Genomic DNA, 15,690 nt, shown 5'->3' with positions numbered 1-15,690 from the left:
ACTCCCCCCCAACGAAAGGAAACAACCATGTCGAAGAACATCAAGGCTGTACCGACCGCCGAATACACCGCTGTCATCGCCACCGCCAATCAATACGTCGAAGGTCTTCGGGTCGGTGATGCTCAAGGCGTCGCTCAAGCCTTTCATAAAGAGGCGGTGATGTACGGTTTCACCAACGGCGAATTGCTCGGCGGCCCGATCAAGAACCTGTTTGATTTCGTCGAGAAAAACGGCGCTGCCCCGCAAATCAGTACGCGTCTAGACGTGCTGGCGATCACACCGACCACCGCAGTGGTGCGCGTGGACATGGAAACCGATGCGATCGGTGCTGACTACAACGACTACCTGACCCTGATCAAAATTGGCGGCGTCTGGAAGGTCATCGCCAAGGTTTATCACCAGTTCGAGGCCTGAGTATCGGTCGATCCCGGTAGTCCGCTGCCGGGATCGGCGGATGATCAATTACAAGGGGATACGAGATGTCGAAGGTTGAGTTTTCCGCTGTCGTGGAAGGCGCTGCACAACAGGTCTGGAACGTGGTGAAGCAGTTTGGCGAGATCAAGAACTGGCACCCTTCGATTGTGGACAGCCATATCGAAGGCGCAGGACCCGAGATTGTGGGCTGCATTCGCACGCTCACGTTGAGCGATGGCGCCGTTGTCAGAGAGCGCTTGTTGTCGGTTGATGACTCGACGTTGAGGCTGTCCTACCGTTTTGAAGAGTCGCCCTTACCGCTGGACAACTACGTGGCCAGCGTGGAACTGGTTGCTTTGTCAGGCCAGGACAGAACACTGGTCAGTTGGCTGGCCAGTTTCGATCTTCGAGAACCGAACAGTGCCGAGCACTATCAGGCACTGATTCGCAGCCTGATCGTCGACGGCCATGGTGGGCTGCAGGCGCTGCTTGCTCGGTAATACAAAACCCAGGTTCACATGCCCCGCATTCCCGCAAGGAATGCGGGGCATGAAGCGAATGAATTTTCCCTCTCGCGCTCTTCGGCGTAGCGTGCTCGAAAAACCAGGAGCATTGCCGTGAGCCAAACCTCGACCAGCCCCGCAGAAAAATTCGACACCTCCCGCGCCAGCGAATACGCCCGCCAAAGCCGCATCGCGCTGGCCGGCTACGACGCCTGTCATGATCTGGCGGCCTGCATGTTGGCGGCGAGCCTGGGTTCGCGTCCGGCCAACATACTGGTGGTCGGCGCTGGCGGCACGGCGCAGGAAATCATTGCGATGGCGGCGCTGGAGCCGCAATGGCATTTCACCGCAGTCGACCCTTCCGTACCGATGTTGGAAACCGCGACAGCGCAACTGCAGGCCAACGACTTGCTGCACCGAACCCAGGTGCATCTTGGCCACGTCGAAGACCTGCCGGCTGCTGCCTCATTTGATGCGGCAACGTTGATCGGCGTGCTCCATCATCTGAACGGTGATGAGCCCAAGCGCCAGATCCTGCAAGCGATTCAGGCGCGACTCAAACCGGGCGCACCGCTGATTGTCGCCGGCAACCATTACGCCTATGCCCGCCAACCGTTATTGCTCCAGGCGTGGGGACAGCGTTGGCGGCAGCAGGGCGCCAGTGCGGAGGAGGTGAAGGCCAAGCTGGGCAAGATTCTGCAAGGCGCCGACCCGCCGCATTCCGAAGCGGCGGTTCAGGCGTTGTTGCATGAGGCCGGGTTTGGCGAGGCGACGCGGTTTTTCAGCAGTTTGTTCTGGGGGGCTTGGCTGGCGTGTAAAACGCCTTCTTGATGCGGACTGGTTCGCAAGGTGCGCTCAGACATGCCATTAACGTCACCGTCGGCGTTCGGTCCATTGTTCCTTGGTCAGCCCATAGCACTTGCACAGGGCCGGTGCACTGGAGAGGCTCAACTCGGCGTCGTACAAGTATCGGCGCAGAAAAGGAGAACCGCTCACATGTCCGTTCTCACAAGCCTATTAATGTTTTTGTTCCGGATCCTGCCATATTGTGCATTGCAAGAAGAAGTACCCCAACAACGTACCTATTGGAAAACCAAACATCAATAACGCACCTATGAACTCTGATGCTTTTCTCGAAGACTCAAGTCGGTTTCTGCTTCCATAGGCAAGCAGTAAATGGACGAAAACGGCTGCTGCGCAAAACACAGGTATGCCTATTGAGGTGCTTTTATCAATCATGCATAGCCATGCAGAAAGTGAGCAGATGAGGAAATAGAATAATGCCAGGGTGATATGAAATCTCATCAGTTTAATATGATTTTTTTCATAGTTTGGCGAGCTATTTGTCATCGTGAGTCTGGCTCCGAAATAGGCGCAAGCATAAAAATAAATGTGTCGTAAATTTGGTCGGTAAACGCGCAAAACGGACAGGAAAAAAACGACCACCCGGCCCGGTCAGCGAAACGCGTGGCGCCGGTGGCGGAGAAAGACCTCTACATTGACCGGGCGCTGGCGAATATTGCGCCGTTCTTGTAGAGCAGGGATCAGCTCTCGCTGGAATCGATTGATTCCACTGCTGCCTCAGCCTCCAGTTTCGCCCGCTCAGCCTTGCTGATGTACTTGGGCTTTTTCGGCGCCAGTTTGGCGCTGGCCTTCTTGGCCTTTTCCTTGAACAACTGCTGCAGTTTCTTTTGACGATTCATGTTTTCTGTCCGGCCTGCTCTTGCGCGCAAAAGGGGCGAATCCTGACGTAAGCGTCGGGTCAAGGCAATGCCCATTCTTCACATTGCGATAAAGTCGCGCACTGCCTTGATGGTCGGTGCCGGCGCCTCTTCCATCAACCAGTGTCCGGCTGCCGGAATCACCACCTCGGTAACGTTGTCCGCAGCATTGCGCATGACGATCGCTTCGTTGTTGCCAAAGGACTTTTCACCGCCCACGGCTAGCACCGGCATGGCCAGGTGTTTCTGCAGAACGGGGGCGTTGTCGAGGGCGTCCTGACGAATGCTGCGGAACTGGGCAAAAGCGGCGTGCATGGCGCCGGGGCGGGCGTATAGCTTGGCGTAATGCTGGCGGGTGCCTTCATCGATTTTGGCCGGGGTGCCGGCGAACTCGTTCCAGAAACGGTCGAGGTAGATGCGTTCGCGCCCGGCAACCAGACGCTCCATGTCCGCGCCGCCGAAGTCGAAGTGCCAGAGCATCGGCGAACGAACGATGTCGTTCCACGGTGTGATGCCGGGCACGGGCGCATCCATCACCACCAGGCGCTCGGTCAGCTCGGGATAGCGCGCGGCATAGGCGAACGCGACCATGGTGCCGATGTCATGCCCGATGACCACCGAGTGCTCGATCTTCAGCGCGCTCAACACCTGACGAATGTCGCCGGCCTGGGTCTTCTTGTCGTAGCCGCCCTCCGGGATCGACGATAACCCCATGCCGCGCAGATCCGGCACCACCACGGTGTGATCGCGGGCCAGATCCGCCGCCAGCGGCGCCCACATGTCGCCGGTATCACCGAAACCATGCAACAGCACCACGGCCGGACCCTTGCCACCAACTCGCACATGCATTGTCGCGCCTTCGACTTTGATGTCCTGAGTGTGGAAGGTGGCGGGGAAGGGAGTGACGTCGGCGTGGACCTGAAAACTCAGGACGAGCAGGGCGAGGCCAGTCAGCAGTGGGCGGGTCATGGCGAAGTCTCCAGGCGTGGTGGCGATGGAGAGAGCGTAGACGTATCGATCAGGGGCGGCGGAGTTTCATCCGCAAGCAAATGCTGCCTCGATAAATGCCCCCAGCGCCTTCTCTTCGAGAATCTCGATCGAGAAATGCCCGAAGCGCTTGGGCAACCAGATGATGCGGGTTCCGGACGGCGATTGCAGGTTCTCGCGAGTCAGCGGCTGGCCGTTCTCGTCTTCCGGCTGAACCCCGCTGGCGAGCAGTTCGTCGTAGGCCAACTCGATATCAGGTGTCGTGTAGCAATGACGGTAAATCATGCCTTCGCCCACTGTATCCAACAGTTCCTTGAGATTTCCCGCCAGCGGCTGGACCAGCATGAAGCGTTCCTGACCGATCAACGCCACGGCATAGCGTACGTGCAGGCCCCCGCGATTCCAGGTCTGCGTTGTGGAGATTCGCGCCTGAAGGATCTGCGCGTAATAGGCACAGGCTTCTTCAAGGTCTTTGACCAGTACGTCGATGTGGCTGAACTTCAAATCCATGAAATAGCTCCTGTCAGGCAGTGTCGATGGGCTGGGCGTAATCGACGATCGGTCAGCCGGAATAAACTAAGCTGATGTGTAACGTCAAGATGACACAGGAGCAACCCACCATGAAGGCGCGCCGCATGAACAAGTCACGCACGTTGATTGCAACGATTTCCTCTCTTGCGCTGGTTGTCAGCTCGGCGATGGCATTGGCTGATCCCGGTAATGGAAAGGGCCAGGGCAATGGCAATGGCAAGGGTAATTCGCAGAATGTGCAGGGCCACGGTAACCAGAAAGGCAATGGCAACAAGGGCAACAACTCTGGCGGTGACTGGAGTCATGCCCCTAGTATCGATCGCGGCAATGTGCTCGGGATTGTTGGCGGCTACCGCGACTACTGGAGCCCGGGACCTGCGCTGCCACCGGGCATTCAAAAGAATCTTGCACGCGGCAAACCGCTCCCGCCCGGGATCGCGAAAAAACTCGATGGACGCCTGGTCGGTCACCTGCCGCATTACGATGGCTACGAATGGCAGCAGGTGGGCACGGATCTGATATTGGTTGCGCTGGCCACCGGCCTGATTTACGAGGTGCTCAACGGGGCGTTTGATTAAGATTTCCTGCCCCGCTGCGCACCACCTACCCCGATCAGACGATTTTCAAAGCGCTCAGCACGATCAGCGATTGCTCGGCAAAGGCCTGGGCCTGCTCGGTCAGCGCGGCGATGTTGGCTTCAGCGGTGGTCAGCGCTTTGCCGTCCTTGACCAACACTTCGTTTTGTTCGGCGATGACGCTCCACGCCAGTTGCGCCCACTCCGCCGGGTGCTGCTTGCCCTGACGGATCGCAATCAGGAACAGTTGCTGGAAACGACTGACGGTGACGCCACCCCCGGTGACCGGGCTGCTCAGCACTTGAATGTCGGCATTGAACAGCGCGCGTTTGCACAGTTGCAGGTTGAACGCGGCGCAGCGTTCATACACCAGAGCCTCGGCAGCTTCGCTCTGGCACGGGGCTACCGCGCCCATGCTGACCAGGATGGCGATGGCCTGTTCCAGATCGTCATAGGCCATTGGTGACACCGCATCGAGCAACTGCTGCATCGTTTTGGCTTCATACATCTGATCCGCGAGGGCATTGAGGAGCGGGCGGTAAATTTCCGCTTGCAGCGTCGCTGCGCCAGCGGGGCCGGTGACGCTGGAGGCTACGTTTTCTGTCGGCTGCATCAGCACAAATCGCGTATTGAGCATGCGCGAACGGCGCTCGGTCGCGCTGAGTCGGTTGGCACCGCGCACGTACAGGTCGCGACGGAAAGCCTGGTTGACGAAATAGTCACGCGCCTGCTCGCGCATCACCGGGTGTTCGATACCGTCGAGAAAGGCCAGGCCTTCGGCGCTCAGGTTGAGTGCGTCGACCGAATCCATCGGCACCGCCGTCGTGACGTAATCGAGCTTGGCCGGGGCCAGTGCATCCACCATGTCGGCGAAATACATGCAGTTCCAGTCGCGATTGAAATATTCGTGGGCGACGTATTGGCGGTCCTGACCTTTGATGGTCTGCAGCCGGGCACCCAGACTCGGCGCGGCAATGGCGTACTTGGGGTTGGCCGCCAGCAGCGCTTCGGAAAACTGCAACGCGGCGTCGATGCGCTGATCCGCCCGCGTCGAGTGATTGGCGAAGCGGTCGTGCAGGCTGAACAATTGGCGCAACGGCGCAGCAGGCGACCAGCCCGGGAATGCGTTGTAGCTGACGTAGAGATGACCACCCGGTTTGAGGTGGCGTCGGGCGAATTCGACGATCAGTTTCTGGTTGTCACGGCTGACCCAGGTCCAGATGCCATGCAGGCTGATGCTGTCGAACTGCGGCAAATCATGGCGCGCCAGCAGTTGCTCGAAGCTGTCGTCGTAGAGTTTTGCGCCATTGTTGCTGAGTTCCGCCAGCTCAATGGCATGGGCCGCCTGACCGGGGTGGAAGTCCGTCCCGACGAAGCCACCAGGGTTGGCCGTGGCGTGGATATTGATCGACACACCCTGGCCAAAGCCGAGTTCACAGTGATAACCGTCGGGATTGTCCAGACCGGCAAAGCCGCGCAACAACAGGCAGTAACGCTGGAATACCGGATTGATTTCCCGGCTATAGCTGTAGGTGTAGCCTTCGTCGGTGAAATAACCTTCGTTCCAGGCGTTGCTCATGGGTGCAGCCTCTTGAATCGTAATGGAAAGTGGCTCTTGTAAAAGGATGGACGTGCGTCGTTCAGTCTTGCGCAGGTCATCAGCATGTTGTCGGCAGGATCGAACCATCCGATAGGGTTCGTGCTGATATTTTGCCGGGTTTATTCATGATCGGAGTTGGCCGCTCCTCACAATCGAACGCCCATCTCCAGGGCGCGGGTCTCGAAGCCGAACTCGGCATACATGCGCACCGCGCGCTCGTTGAACGGCCAGACCGTCAGGCGCAAGTCTTGAGCATTTTGCGCGATAGCCCAGTCTTTCACCCGTTGAATCAGTGCGCGGCCAATGCCTTTACCCCAGAACGGCTCGGCGACACACAACGAGCCGATGCGCACCACATTCTGCGGCTGCATCAGCGGGCCGGAACTGGCGGACAGGATGGCCGTGATGAACGCCACGGGCCGTTCACCTGCGCTGGCGATGAAGACGATCTGGCCAGGCTTTTCGAATACCCCCGCCCAGTGCGGCAAATCGCGGGCGAAATCTTCGGTCGCGGCGGCGTAGATATCGGGGCGGGCGGCGTGGTGTACCGAGTTGAGCAATTGGCCCAGCTCGCACATCGCCAGAGCATCTTCAGCGGTGGCGGTGCGGTAGGTAATGACTTCTTCCATGAATAGCGCTCGTTGATTTCGTGAGGGATCTGGCGTTGTGGTTGAAAAAGAAGTCATCGGACACACGCGGGCGGTGGTCGACAGCACGCGCCGCATGTTCGTGAGCCAGTGAAAAACTCCGGCAAAGGCGTCAACGTTCCGGTTGCTGCGCCGCCCAGTGCTTCATCTCTTCTGCGATGAAGTGATTGACCAGGTCGCTGTACATTTTCTCGATCGCGTCTGCGTTCAAACCTTCGGCGCAGGCCCATTCGCGGCGGGTGGCCAACATGGCCTGGTAACGCTCAGGTGCTCGAACCGACGTCGATGAGGTTTTGAACTTCGACGCGGCAATGACGTACTGGAAACGTTTGCCCAGGAGTTTGATAACCGCCTGATCGAGACGATCGATTTCACTCCGGATGTCTTGCATGTCCGCACAATCGGCGGGTTGTAATGTGTTGATCACTTCCATGTACGTCGTTCTCTCTTCGGGGGAATCTTTGCCGGGCAGGTGACACGCGAAAGAGGTGCCGACGATACCGGCATCCATCACTAAGATACGCTTCGCCAATGCAACCTCCCTGTTGTCGCCTGGCCGGCGCGTATTGCGGTGTGCAGCATAGATGAGGTTCTAGCGGCCTGACTACGATGCTGAGTTATGACTGACATGCTTGGGCCCCGCCAACGCCCAGGCAATCAAGCCGAACAGCGGCACAAACACGATCAGCACAATCCATACACCTTTGTTGCTCGCTTTCCCCTCGCTCTTGCGCACCCGATTGATGGCCCAGAGTTCGATTAGCAGAAGAACTGCCGCCAGTACGATCCACACGGTTTCGATTTGCATTGGCTACCTCCTGATGGTCTGTTCGTTAGGTGGCGTGCGGTGCGGCTGGTTCATTTATTTTTCTTCAGTGCATTGAGCAGGCGGGCCAGTTGCAAGGCGACGCGGCCGCTGTTGTAGGTTGGCAGCAGGTGGGTGAAAGGGATCTCGATGATGCGGTTCTCGCGCACCGCGCGCAGTTGCGAGAGGACCGGGTCGTGGGCCAACAGGTAGCGTTTGCGGCGGGCGGGCGACCATTCGGCGTCGGCCAGCAGGATCACGTCCGGGTCGCTGGCCAGCAGGGTTTCGCTGTTGACGGTGACTCGATAGAGGTTGATGTCGGCGAACACATTGCGTGCTCCGGCAGCCGCCAGCAGCGGAGTGACAAAGCCACGCCGACCTTCGCTGTCGAGACCTTTGACTTCGCTGTCGAGATAGAACACGGACAACGGTTTACCTGCACCGGCCAAGGCTCGGGCGCTGGCAATGTCCTTTTCCATGGAGTCGATCAATGCTTGGGCTTTTTGCTGCTGGTGCAGCAGCTTGCCCAAGGTCAGCAAGTCATTGCGCACATGCGCGAAATAATCCAGCGAGTGCCCATTGCAGGCGGATTCCAGCAGATACGTACCCACGCCATTGCGCGCAAGCCCCGAGCGCGAGGTCACCCCGTCGCCGAACGCCGTGGCAAAACCGCCGATCACCAGATCCGGCTTCGCAGCGTAAAGCACTTCGCTGGCCGGGTACTGCCGCGCGATTACCGGTACGCCGAAATACTCGGCTTGGCGCTGACCGGCACCGGTGTCATCCAGATACGCCACGCCGACCAGCGCTGGCCCGGCACCCAGTGCGAGGACGAGATCGGCCGCATGCTGATTGAGCGCGACGATGCGCGAAGATTGATCGGCGCTCCATTCTTCGCCGCAATTGCGGTAACTGTCGGCGAGTACAGGCATTGAGCAGAGCAGGGCGCCAAGTACGTACAGAAACGATCTCATGTCTGCGCCTTGATCAGCAAATCCGCAACCACTTCACCGCCCACCAGATGCCCCTCGACCAGCCGCTGCACATCTTCATGGCTGCGCACGCCATACCAGCAGCGTTCCGGGTACACCGTCACAATCGGCCCCAGATTGCACGGGAACTGACAGTGCGTACGGGTCAGCAAGACGCCGCCCGGCGTCTCGATGCGATCGTGCGCCAGTAAGTGCCGGCGCAAGGTTTTCCATAACTGCAACGCGCCGCGCTGGGTGCAACGCGGGCCGGTGCAGACGAATACATGGCGCGCATGCTCGGGCACCTGCGACCAGTCCGGGTGCGTGTCGACGCCGTCGACGGTTTTGATGTCACTCATCAGAAGCGGTACGTGTAGCGCACTTCGGAGGTGAACGGCCGGCCGAGGTTATCGACGTTGCTCGAACGGCTGGTGACGTAATCACGGTCGAACAGGTTCTCCACCAGCAGGCTTACGCGGTGTTGGTGGGCGTTGTCGAGGTAGCGATAGGCGTCGGCGTCGACCACTGAATAATTGCCGTACTCGACCTGCTTCGAGCTTTTGATGTCGCGGATATAGCGGATCGCACCGCCGGCACCCCACAGACGGTTTTCCGACTCATAACCCACGCGCGAGCGGGCGAAGAAGCTCGGGATATCGTTGAGGGTCACACCGCTGCGCGATTCGGTGAGGTTGCGGGTCATGTCCGCTTGCAGGCTCCACTGATCGTTGAGCGCGAGTTTGGCGTCGGCCTCGAAACCACGCATACGCACCTGGCCTTCACCGTTGACCCATTGAATGTCGTCGAGGGTGATCAAGTCGTCGATCTTGCGTTTGAACAGGGTCACGCTGGCGCTGAATTCGCGGTCGAGCAGAAAGCCTTTGTAGTCGACACCCAGCTCCGCATTGCGGCTTTTTTCCGGCTTCAGGTTGCGATTGCCGATCTCGTCGCCCGGTTCATTGACGAACAGCTGCTCGGCGTTCGGCAGTTTGTAGGCGCTGCCGTACTGACCGCGCACCGACCAGTTGTCGTTGAGGTCATACAGCGAAGTGAGCATGCCGACCGTGGCACTGTCGCCGCCGCTCATGGCTTCGTGGCGAACGCCTATGCTCGGGTGCCAGTCGGGCAGGGCGTCGATCTGCGGACGCAGTTGCGTGTAGAAAGCGTGGGCTTCGGCCTTGTCGTTATCGATGATCAACACATCATCCTGGCCCTTGAACCATTGATTGTCGGTGCCAAACACCATTACATGATCGCCGGGCAATTCAGCCTTGCCTTCGGCCTGCACACCCCAGTCGGTGAAGCCCCAATAGTCGTTGTGATTGATGACTTTGGTGCCGCCGCCCTCCCGGTTGTTGACGCGGGTATAACGCGTGTCCCAGTCGTTGATATGGCCTTTGACGAAGTAGCTCAGGCGCTCATTGACGGCCTGCTCGAAGGTCGCCGTGGCGATCTGCTGCACGCGGTCGTTAGTGGTCTTGTGGTTGTCGACCGGGCGGGCGAAATCGAGGTTGGCGTCGGCGTATTGGTAAAACAGCTCCAGCCGCGAATCATCGTCGAACGACTGAATCGCCTTGCCGCCGAACGTGGTGACTTCGTAGGCGCGATCCTTGCGGGAATCGTTTTTCATGTCGCGGTTGCGATAGGGCTGGTAACCGTCGGAGACGTTGTGACTGACGTACGCCAACAAACCGAGGTCGCCGAAGCCGTTAGTGAAGATATTCTCGACGCGGGCGTCTTCGGTGGTGCCGCCAAAGCTGTCGACGCCTAGATTCACTTCGCCGGCGGCTTTGCGCGATTGCGGGCTGCGGGTGACGATGTTGATCACACCGGACACGGCCTGGGTGCCGAACAACAGGCTCTGCCCACCCTTGAGCACTTCGATGCGTTCGATGGCGTTGGCCGGCAGGGTGTCCAGATAGAGGCCGCCGTACAGGCGATTGTTCAGGCGCACGCCGTCGAGCAGGATCAGCGTGTCGTCGTTGCGCCCGCCGAGCAGCGAATAGGTGCCGTAGTCGAAAGGGCCGTTTTTCGGCGCCACATACAAGCCTGGAATGAACATCTGCATCACGCGGCTGACATCGGCGCTGGGGCCGGCGCGTTCGATCTGTTCGCGGCTGACGATTTCGACCTTGCTGCCGAATCTGGCCATGTCGGCGACGGTGGTGGACTCCACCGACGGTGCGGAAACGATTTGCTGATGGAGTTCCAGTGGCGTGTCATCCGCCAGCAGCACAGGGCTTAACAGGCAGCCGAACAAGAACGTTGGAGCCGAGGTGTTGAAAGGTCGAATCATTGTCTTCTCGAAAAGGATCTTCGCAGAAGAGCATGCAAGAGAAGGCATCGCGCACAGCCAATACCGGCCCATGCCCGCCCACCGCAGGATTTTGCCAAACGAAATTCCAGGCCGGTCTCCGGGCTCGCGCGTATCGAGGTTTTCACCTTCCCATGGCCGTCTGGCCACAGTGGTGTATTGAAAACATCACGCGCATACCGTTGCGGGGGCAGCACCGGACTTGTTCGAAAAGAACGTACCGGTTTCCCGTTTCACCCCATGCACGGCGGCATGGGACACCTGAAACTGGCCGGCATCTGAACATTCGAGGAGCGTCTCGTCAATGTGGCAACCAACGGGGGGGAGCTATTGGATGCGTTCCAGAGCGACAAACTGGCCACTCAACCACGCATAAAGCTGAGACACCGCCGGGGTGATCTGCTTGCGATGCGGGCACACCAGACTCAACGGTGAGGCATTGCCGGGAAAATCCTTCAGTAGCACGACCAGTCGCCCTGCGATCACGTCTGCACTGACGTCCAGCCAGGATTTGTTGGCGATGCCTTCGCCGCTCAACGCCCAGCGGCGCACGATGTCGGCGTCGTCGCTGAACATCGGTCCCGAGACCTGGATCGTTTCACTGCCCAGGCTCCACTTGTCGTAGATCCGGCCGCCTTGCTGGTAGAGCAGGCAAGCGTGGTTGTGCAGATCGTCCGGCGTTTGCGGGTATCCGTGGCGCTCCACGTATTCCGGTGCGGCGACCAGCACCCGCCGGTTCCACGGTGCCAGCGGCAGCGCCACGTAGTTGGCATCTTCATTCGAGCCGTATCGAATCGCCACGTCTACCGGGTCACGAAACAAGTCGGCCATCTGGTCCGACAGGGAAAAGCGCAAGGTCAGTTCCGGGTGCTGGCGGCGAAACAGTGTGAGCCACGGCAGCAAAATGTTGCGCCCCAGATCGGACGGCGCCGTCACTTGCAACACGCCGCGCAACGTGGCGTTTTCACCGCGCAGGTTTTCCTTGCCTTGCTTGAGCGCCTCCAGCACCGAGTGGGCGGTGGGCAAGTATTGCTCGCCCTCGGCGGTTAATCGCAGGCTGCGGGTGGTGCGCGCAAACAGGCGCACGTCCAGCTCACGCTCCAGACGCTTGATCGCCGCGGCAACCTGACCGGGCAATAAATCCGCCTCATGGGCGGCAGCGGTGAAGCTGCCCAGCGCGGCGCTGCGGGTGAACAAACCAAGATCATCGATGCGGATCATTTTCACTCCTGCAGTGAAAGTGTTGGCGCATTTTGCTGGTTTTTCTTTGTGCTTGGGAAGTCGAAGATGGCGGCAAGCGAGCACATCAGCTCTTCAGACAGCGAGTTTCCATGAAAGCCATCACCTTCACCCAACACGCTTTGCCCATTGAAGATCCGCAATCGTTGCAGGACATCGACCTTCCGGTGCCAACTCCCGGCCCCCGGGATTTACTCGTAGAAGTTCGTGCGGTGTCGGTCAATCCGGTCGATACCAAAGTACGCGCCGGAACTTTCACCAAAGAACCGAAAATCCTCGGCTGGGATGCCGCCGGTATTGTCCGCGAGGTCGGGGCTGAAGTGACGCTGTTTCAGCCTGGCGACGAAGTGTTCTACGCAGGCTCCCTTGCCCGCACCGGCAGTTATAGCGAATTTCATTTGGTGGACGAGCGAATCGTCGGGCACAAACCGCGTTCGTTAAGTGCTGCGGATGCCGCGGCATTGCCGTTGACCTCGATCACCGCCTGGGAGCTGTTGTTTGACCGTCTCGGTGTCACCGAAGGTTCAGGGCAGGGCAAGTGCCTGTTGATCACGGGGGCAGCGGGCGGCGTCGGTTCGATGCTGGTGCAATTGGCCCGACAGTTGACGCAGCTGACTGTCATCGGCACCGCCTCACGGCAGGAAACGGCTGACTGGGTCCGGCAATTGGGCGCGCATCACGTCATCGATCACAGTCAGCCGCTGCTCGCACAGTTGCAGGCACTGGGCATCGACGAGGTCAGCCATGTCGCCAGCCTGACCCATACCGAGCAGCATTTTGCGCAGCTGATCGAAGTGCTTCAACCACAAGGGCGTCTGGGCGTGATCGACGATCCTGAAAGCCTCGACGTGATGCCGCTCAAGCGCAAGTCGCTGTCGCTGCACTGGGAGCTGATGTTCACCCGTTCGCTGTACGAAACCCCGGACATGATTGAGCAGCATCACCTGCTCAATCGCGTCAGCGATCTGATTGACCAGGGCATTTTGAAAACGACTGTCGGTGAACATTTTGGCGCGATCAACGCGGCAAACATGCGCCGTGCCCATGCCTTGGTCGAGAGCGGCAAGGCCCGAGGCAAACTGGTGCTTGAAGGTTTCTGATTTCACTCATTCAGACGGGCCTGCAAGCGGGCCGGTCAGGAGCAGCTCATGCGTATGAAAAAGCTTTCTGCTGCATTGGCCATGGTCATGGCAGCGCCGTTCGCCCATGCAATCAGCGCCGTCGCGTTGCCGGCCAATGCCCCCGCCGACCGATCCTTCGGCAAGCTCGAACAGGTCCATGCGTTCTACGACGCGATGCCCACCGGCGTGACCGTCACCGAGACCGGGCGCATCTTCGTCAACTTCCCGCGTTGGGGCGACAACGTGCCGTTCACCGTGGGCGAGATCCGCGACGGCAAAGTCGTGGCTTACCCGAACGCGGCGATCAATCAGGAAAACCTCAACGATCCCAGTGATGGTCTGATCAGCGTACAGAGCGTGGTGGCCGACGGGCGGGGCCGTGTCTGGTTGCTCGATACCGCCGCGCCGGGTTTCGCAGACCCAAAACCTAAAGGCGCGAAGCTGATCGCGGTGGATCTGGTCAGCAACAAGATCGTCAAGCGTCTGGTGTTCCCGGACAACGTCATGTTGCCGAGCACCTACGTTAACGACATGCGTTTCGACTTTCGCACAGGCCCGGAGGGAACGGTCTATCTCACTGACTCGTCCCTGCGTGGACCGGGCGCGATCATCGTCATGGACATCGCCAGCGGCAGTGCCATGCGCCGTTTGAGCGGTGTGCCGGCGACCTCGGTTGACCCGACCTTTGTCCCGGTGGTTGAAGGCCTGCCACTCACCGTTGAAGCTCCGGACGGCAAGCGCAAACCGCTGGGCGTGGCCTCGGACGGCATCGCGCTGTCGGCGGACGGCAAGACACTGTATTTCACTCCGCTGTCGAGTCGGCACCTGTATTCGGTGTCCACCGCGTTGCTGCGTGATGCCAACTTCAGTGAACAGCAACTGACGGCTGCCGTGCAGGATCTGGGGGAGAAGGGCGCGTCCGATGGTCTGGAGGCTGACGCCGCCGGCGCCATCTATGCCGGCGATTACGAGCACAACTCGATCCGCAAGCGTCTGCCGGACGGCCAATGGCAAACGCTGGTACACGACCCGCGTCTGCTCTGGCCAGACACATTGTCCATTGGCCCCGACGGCTATCTGTATTTCATCGCCAACCAGTTGCACCGCCAGGCGGCATTCCGTTCCGGGCAGGATCAGCGGCAAAAACCTTACAGCCTGATGCGTCTGAAGATCGACGCAGCGCCGGCGCCGACGCGCTGATTTCCAAGCGGCATTGAGTTTTACGTTTTCACTTTTCAGATCAGGAGTTCAATCATGGATCTCGTTTCTCTGGCCAAGCGCCGTTTCACCACAAAAGTTTTCGATGCCGACCGCAAGATTCCCAGGCACACACTGGAGTTGCTGCTGGAACAACTGCGCAACAGTCCGTCGTCGGTCAACTCTCAGCCTTGGCATTTCGTGGTTGCCGAGAGTGATCAGAGCCGGGCGCGAATCGCCCACAGTACTCAGGGGCCGTTCAGCTTCAACCAGCCGAAAATACTCAACGCGTCGCACGTCATCGTCTTCTGCACTCGCACGCATCTGCCGGAGGAATACCTGCAGGCGTTGCTGGCTCAGGAAGCCATGGACGGGCGTTTTCACAATGCCGAGGCGCGAGCAGGGCAGGAGCGTGGACGGCGCGGTTTTGTCGATCTGCATCGCTTCGATCAGAAAGACCTGCAGCACTGGATGGAAAAGCAGACCTACCTCGCGCTGGGCACATTGCTGCTGGGTGCCGCCTCGCTGGGTATCGACGCGACGCCGATGGAAGGTTTCGACAGCAAAGTCCTCGACAGTGAACTGGGCCTGCGCGAACAGGGCTTCACCAGTCTGGTCGTGGTGAGCCTGGGCTATCACAGCAGCGAAGACTTCAACGCAGGCCTGCCCAAGTCCCGCTTGCCGTCCCAGTCGCTGTTTACCTTTCTCTGAATGCAGCCGGTCCCAGGAGTATTGAAGATGAACCAGTCCACAGAAACATTGATCTCGATTGCCGTGCTCAAGGCCAGGTCAGGCCAGGAACAGGCCTTGAAAGAAGGCTTGCTGGCGCTGGTTGAGCCGACACGCGCAGAGCCGGGCAATCTCGACTATGTGTTGTTTGAACTGCGCGACCAGCGCGGCACGTTCTACATGCGCGAGGCCTTCAAGGATCAGGCGGCATTGGATGCGCATTTCGCCATGCCTTACTTCAAGCGCTTTGCCGCCGCGGCGGATGACCTGCTGGAAGAGCCGCTGCAACTGATATTTCTTGAGCACGTGTCGAACTGATCCAGTCGTCCATTCAAC

General features: G+C 59.3%; 19 protein-coding genes and 1 riboswitch. Of the genes, 8 read left to right on the top strand and 11 right to left on the bottom strand.

The annotated features are described in order from the left end of the window. The first annotated feature begins 27 nt into the window (after positions 1 to 27). The 3 genes from CKW14_RS26170 (at position 28) to CKW14_RS26160 (ending at position 1,748) form a co-directional block, all read left to right on the top strand. On the top strand, positions 28 to 414 hold the full coding sequence (locus CKW14_RS26170) for a nuclear transport factor 2 family protein (protein ID WP_095049886.1): 387 nt from the start codon (positions 28 to 30) through the stop codon (positions 412 to 414). A gap of 65 nt (positions 415 to 479) precedes the next feature. Continuing rightward, positions 480 to 914, top strand: coding sequence for an SRPBCC family protein (locus tag CKW14_RS26165; RefSeq protein ID WP_095049887.1), 435 nt, complete (start codon positions 480 to 482; stop codon positions 912 to 914). A gap of 117 nt (positions 915 to 1,031) precedes the next feature. After that, on the top strand, positions 1,032 to 1,748 hold the full coding sequence (locus CKW14_RS26160; protein ID WP_095126433.1) for a class I SAM-dependent methyltransferase: 717 nt from the start codon (positions 1,032 to 1,034) through the stop codon (positions 1,746 to 1,748). Positions 1,749 to 2,461: 713 nt separating this feature from the next. On the opposite strand, the gene CKW14_RS26155 is transcribed toward CKW14_RS26160, so the two are convergent. The 3 genes from CKW14_RS26155 to CKW14_RS26145 form a co-directional block, all read right to left on the bottom strand. Continuing rightward, entirely contained in the window at positions 2,462 to 2,620 is a 159-nt protein-coding gene (locus CKW14_RS26155) for a DUF2986 domain-containing protein (protein ID WP_095049889.1), read from the bottom strand. A 78-nt stretch (positions 2,621 to 2,698) separates the two neighbouring features. Beyond that, entirely contained in the window at positions 2,699 to 3,607 is a 909-nt protein-coding gene (locus CKW14_RS26150) for an alpha/beta fold hydrolase (protein WP_095049890.1), read from the bottom strand. A gap of 66 nt (positions 3,608 to 3,673) precedes the next feature. Next, positions 3,674 to 4,135, bottom strand: a complete 462-nt coding sequence (locus tag CKW14_RS26145) for a VOC family protein (RefSeq protein WP_034155445.1) — start codon at positions 4,133 to 4,135, stop codon at positions 3,674 to 3,676. Between the two features lie 125 nt (positions 4,136 to 4,260). On the opposite strand from CKW14_RS26145, the gene CKW14_RS26140 reads away from it, so the two are divergent. Further along, the gene (locus CKW14_RS26140; protein ID WP_176471346.1) at positions 4,261 to 4,734 is read left to right on the top strand and encodes an anti-virulence regulator CigR family protein; all 474 of its coding nucleotides are present in this window, start codon (positions 4,261 to 4,263) and stop codon (positions 4,732 to 4,734) included. Between the two features lie 34 nt (positions 4,735 to 4,768). Here the strand turns inward: CKW14_RS26140 and CKW14_RS26135 are convergent, their stop codons facing one another. The 8 genes from CKW14_RS26135 to CKW14_RS26100 all read right to left on the bottom strand — a co-directional run bounded on the left by CKW14_RS26135 (position 4,769) and on the right by CKW14_RS26100 (position 12,289). Next, entirely contained in the window at positions 4,769 to 6,310 is a 1,542-nt protein-coding gene (locus CKW14_RS26135) for a class I SAM-dependent methyltransferase (protein ID WP_095126431.1), read from the bottom strand. 167 nt (positions 6,311 to 6,477) lie between these two features. Next, on the bottom strand, positions 6,478 to 6,960 hold the full coding sequence (locus CKW14_RS26130; RefSeq protein WP_176471343.1) for a GNAT family N-acetyltransferase: 483 nt from the start codon (positions 6,958 to 6,960) through the stop codon (positions 6,478 to 6,480). A gap of 130 nt (positions 6,961 to 7,090) precedes the next feature. Then, complete coding sequence (locus CKW14_RS26125; protein ID WP_095049893.1) at positions 7,091 to 7,411, bottom strand: isochorismate lyase; 321 nt, start codon at positions 7,409 to 7,411, stop codon at positions 7,091 to 7,093. A gap of 171 nt (positions 7,412 to 7,582) precedes the next feature. Next, a complete protein-coding gene (locus tag CKW14_RS26120) occupies positions 7,583 to 7,786 on the bottom strand; it encodes a PLD nuclease N-terminal domain-containing protein (RefSeq protein WP_095049894.1) in 204 nt (67 codons plus the stop codon). A gap of 50 nt (positions 7,787 to 7,836) precedes the next feature. Further along, a complete protein-coding gene (locus CKW14_RS26115) occupies positions 7,837 to 8,757 on the bottom strand; it encodes an ABC transporter substrate-binding protein (RefSeq protein ID WP_095126430.1) in 921 nt (306 codons plus the stop codon). Beyond that, positions 8,754 to 9,113 (bottom strand): ferredoxin, encoded by a 360-nt coding sequence (locus tag CKW14_RS26110; RefSeq protein WP_095049896.1) that lies wholly within the window; start codon positions 9,111 to 9,113, stop codon positions 8,754 to 8,756. The genes CKW14_RS26115 and CKW14_RS26110 overlap by 4 nt, the downstream gene beginning before the upstream one ends. Continuing rightward, positions 9,113 to 11,050 carry a TonB-dependent siderophore receptor gene (locus CKW14_RS26105; RefSeq protein WP_095126429.1) on the bottom strand — a complete coding sequence of 646 codons (1,938 nt, stop codon included), beginning with the start codon at positions 11,048 to 11,050 and terminating at the stop codon, positions 9,113 to 9,115. The genes CKW14_RS26110 and CKW14_RS26105 overlap by 1 nt, the downstream gene beginning before the upstream one ends. Before the next feature lie 91 nt (positions 11,051 to 11,141). Next, a riboswitch (cobalamin riboswitch) is annotated at positions 11,142 to 11,348 on the bottom strand. A gap of 47 nt (positions 11,349 to 11,395) precedes the next feature. After that, positions 11,396 to 12,289: a LysR family transcriptional regulator gene (locus tag CKW14_RS26100; RefSeq protein WP_093433378.1), complete on the bottom strand. Its 894-nt coding sequence runs from the start codon at positions 12,287 to 12,289 to the stop codon at positions 11,396 to 11,398. Positions 12,290 to 12,399: 110 nt separating this feature from the next. On the opposite strand from CKW14_RS26100, the gene CKW14_RS26095 reads away from it, so the two are divergent. From CKW14_RS26095 to CKW14_RS26080, 4 genes are read left to right on the top strand one after another with little or no spacing between them, the layout of a single operon-like run. Continuing rightward, positions 12,400 to 13,407, top strand: a complete 1,008-nt coding sequence (locus tag CKW14_RS26095) for a zinc-binding alcohol dehydrogenase family protein (RefSeq protein ID WP_095049898.1) — start codon at positions 12,400 to 12,402, stop codon at positions 13,405 to 13,407. Positions 13,408 to 13,455: 48 nt separating this feature from the next. Beyond that, positions 13,456 to 14,628, top strand: a complete 1,173-nt coding sequence (locus CKW14_RS26090; protein ID WP_095126428.1) for an L-dopachrome tautomerase-related protein — start codon at positions 13,456 to 13,458, stop codon at positions 14,626 to 14,628. A 54-nt stretch (positions 14,629 to 14,682) separates the two neighbouring features. After that, positions 14,683 to 15,336 (top strand): oxygen-insensitive NAD(P)H nitroreductase, encoded by a 654-nt coding sequence (nfsB, locus tag CKW14_RS26085; protein WP_095049900.1) that lies wholly within the window; start codon positions 14,683 to 14,685, stop codon positions 15,334 to 15,336. A gap of 27 nt (positions 15,337 to 15,363) precedes the next feature. Next, positions 15,364 to 15,672 (top strand): putative quinol monooxygenase, encoded by a 309-nt coding sequence (locus CKW14_RS26080; protein WP_095126427.1) that lies wholly within the window; start codon positions 15,364 to 15,366, stop codon positions 15,670 to 15,672. The last annotated feature ends 18 nt before the right edge of the window (positions 15,673 to 15,690 follow it).

Source organism: Pseudomonas sp. Irchel s3a12, assembly GCF_900187485.1.
GTDB classification, from domain to species: domain Bacteria; phylum Pseudomonadota; class Gammaproteobacteria; order Pseudomonadales; family Pseudomonadaceae; genus Aquipseudomonas; species Aquipseudomonas neuropathica.
Note: the sequence above shows the minus strand (reverse complement) of the source record. Positions and strands in the feature narration are given on the sequence as shown.

Bases quoted from the DNA above. Each gene is read 5' to 3' on its own strand.
- CKW14_RS26130 (WP_176471343.1), bottom strand. From the start codon at position 6,960: ATGGAAGAAGTCATTACCTACCGCACCGCCACCGCTGAAGATGCTCTG.
- CKW14_RS26140 (WP_176471346.1), top strand. From the start codon at position 4,261: ATGAACAAGTCACGCACGTTGATTGCAACGATTTCCTCTCTTGCGCTG.
- nfsB (WP_095049900.1), top strand. From the start codon at position 14,683: ATGGATCTCGTTTCTCTGGCCAAGCGCCGTTTCACCACAAAAGTTTTC.
- CKW14_RS26100 (WP_093433378.1), bottom strand. From the start codon at position 12,289: ATGATCCGCATCGATGATCTTGGTTTGTTCACCCGCAGCGCCGCGCTG.
- CKW14_RS26165 (WP_095049887.1), top strand. From the start codon at position 480: ATGTCGAAGGTTGAGTTTTCCGCTGTCGTGGAAGGCGCTGCACAACAG.
- CKW14_RS26155 (WP_095049889.1), bottom strand. From the start codon at position 2,620: ATGAATCGTCAAAAGAAACTGCAGCAGTTGTTCAAGGAAAAGGCCAAG.
- CKW14_RS26125 (WP_095049893.1), bottom strand. From the start codon at position 7,411: ATGGAAGTGATCAACACATTACAACCCGCCGATTGTGCGGACATGCAA.
- CKW14_RS26115 (WP_095126430.1), bottom strand. From the start codon at position 8,757: ATGAGATCGTTTCTGTACGTACTTGGCGCCCTGCTCTGCTCAATGCCT.
- CKW14_RS26095 (WP_095049898.1), top strand. From the start codon at position 12,400: ATGAAAGCCATCACCTTCACCCAACACGCTTTGCCCATTGAAGATCCG.
- CKW14_RS26170 (WP_095049886.1), top strand. From the start codon at position 28: ATGTCGAAGAACATCAAGGCTGTACCGACCGCCGAATACACCGCTGTC.
- CKW14_RS26110 (WP_095049896.1), bottom strand. From the start codon at position 9,113: ATGAGTGACATCAAAACCGTCGACGGCGTCGACACGCACCCGGACTGG.
- CKW14_RS26080 (WP_095126427.1), top strand. From the start codon at position 15,364: ATGAACCAGTCCACAGAAACATTGATCTCGATTGCCGTGCTCAAGGCC.
- CKW14_RS26105 (WP_095126429.1), bottom strand. From the start codon at position 11,050: ATGATTCGACCTTTCAACACCTCGGCTCCAACGTTCTTGTTCGGCTGC.
- CKW14_RS26150 (WP_095049890.1), bottom strand. From the start codon at position 3,607: ATGACCCGCCCACTGCTGACTGGCCTCGCCCTGCTCGTCCTGAGTTTT.
- CKW14_RS26145 (WP_034155445.1), bottom strand. From the start codon at position 4,135: ATGGATTTGAAGTTCAGCCACATCGACGTACTGGTCAAAGACCTTGAA.
- CKW14_RS26090 (WP_095126428.1), top strand. From the start codon at position 13,456: ATGCGTATGAAAAAGCTTTCTGCTGCATTGGCCATGGTCATGGCAGCG.
- CKW14_RS26120 (WP_095049894.1), bottom strand. From the start codon at position 7,786: ATGCAAATCGAAACCGTGTGGATCGTACTGGCGGCAGTTCTTCTGCTA.
- CKW14_RS26135 (WP_095126431.1), bottom strand. From the start codon at position 6,310: ATGAGCAACGCCTGGAACGAAGGTTATTTCACCGACGAAGGCTACACC.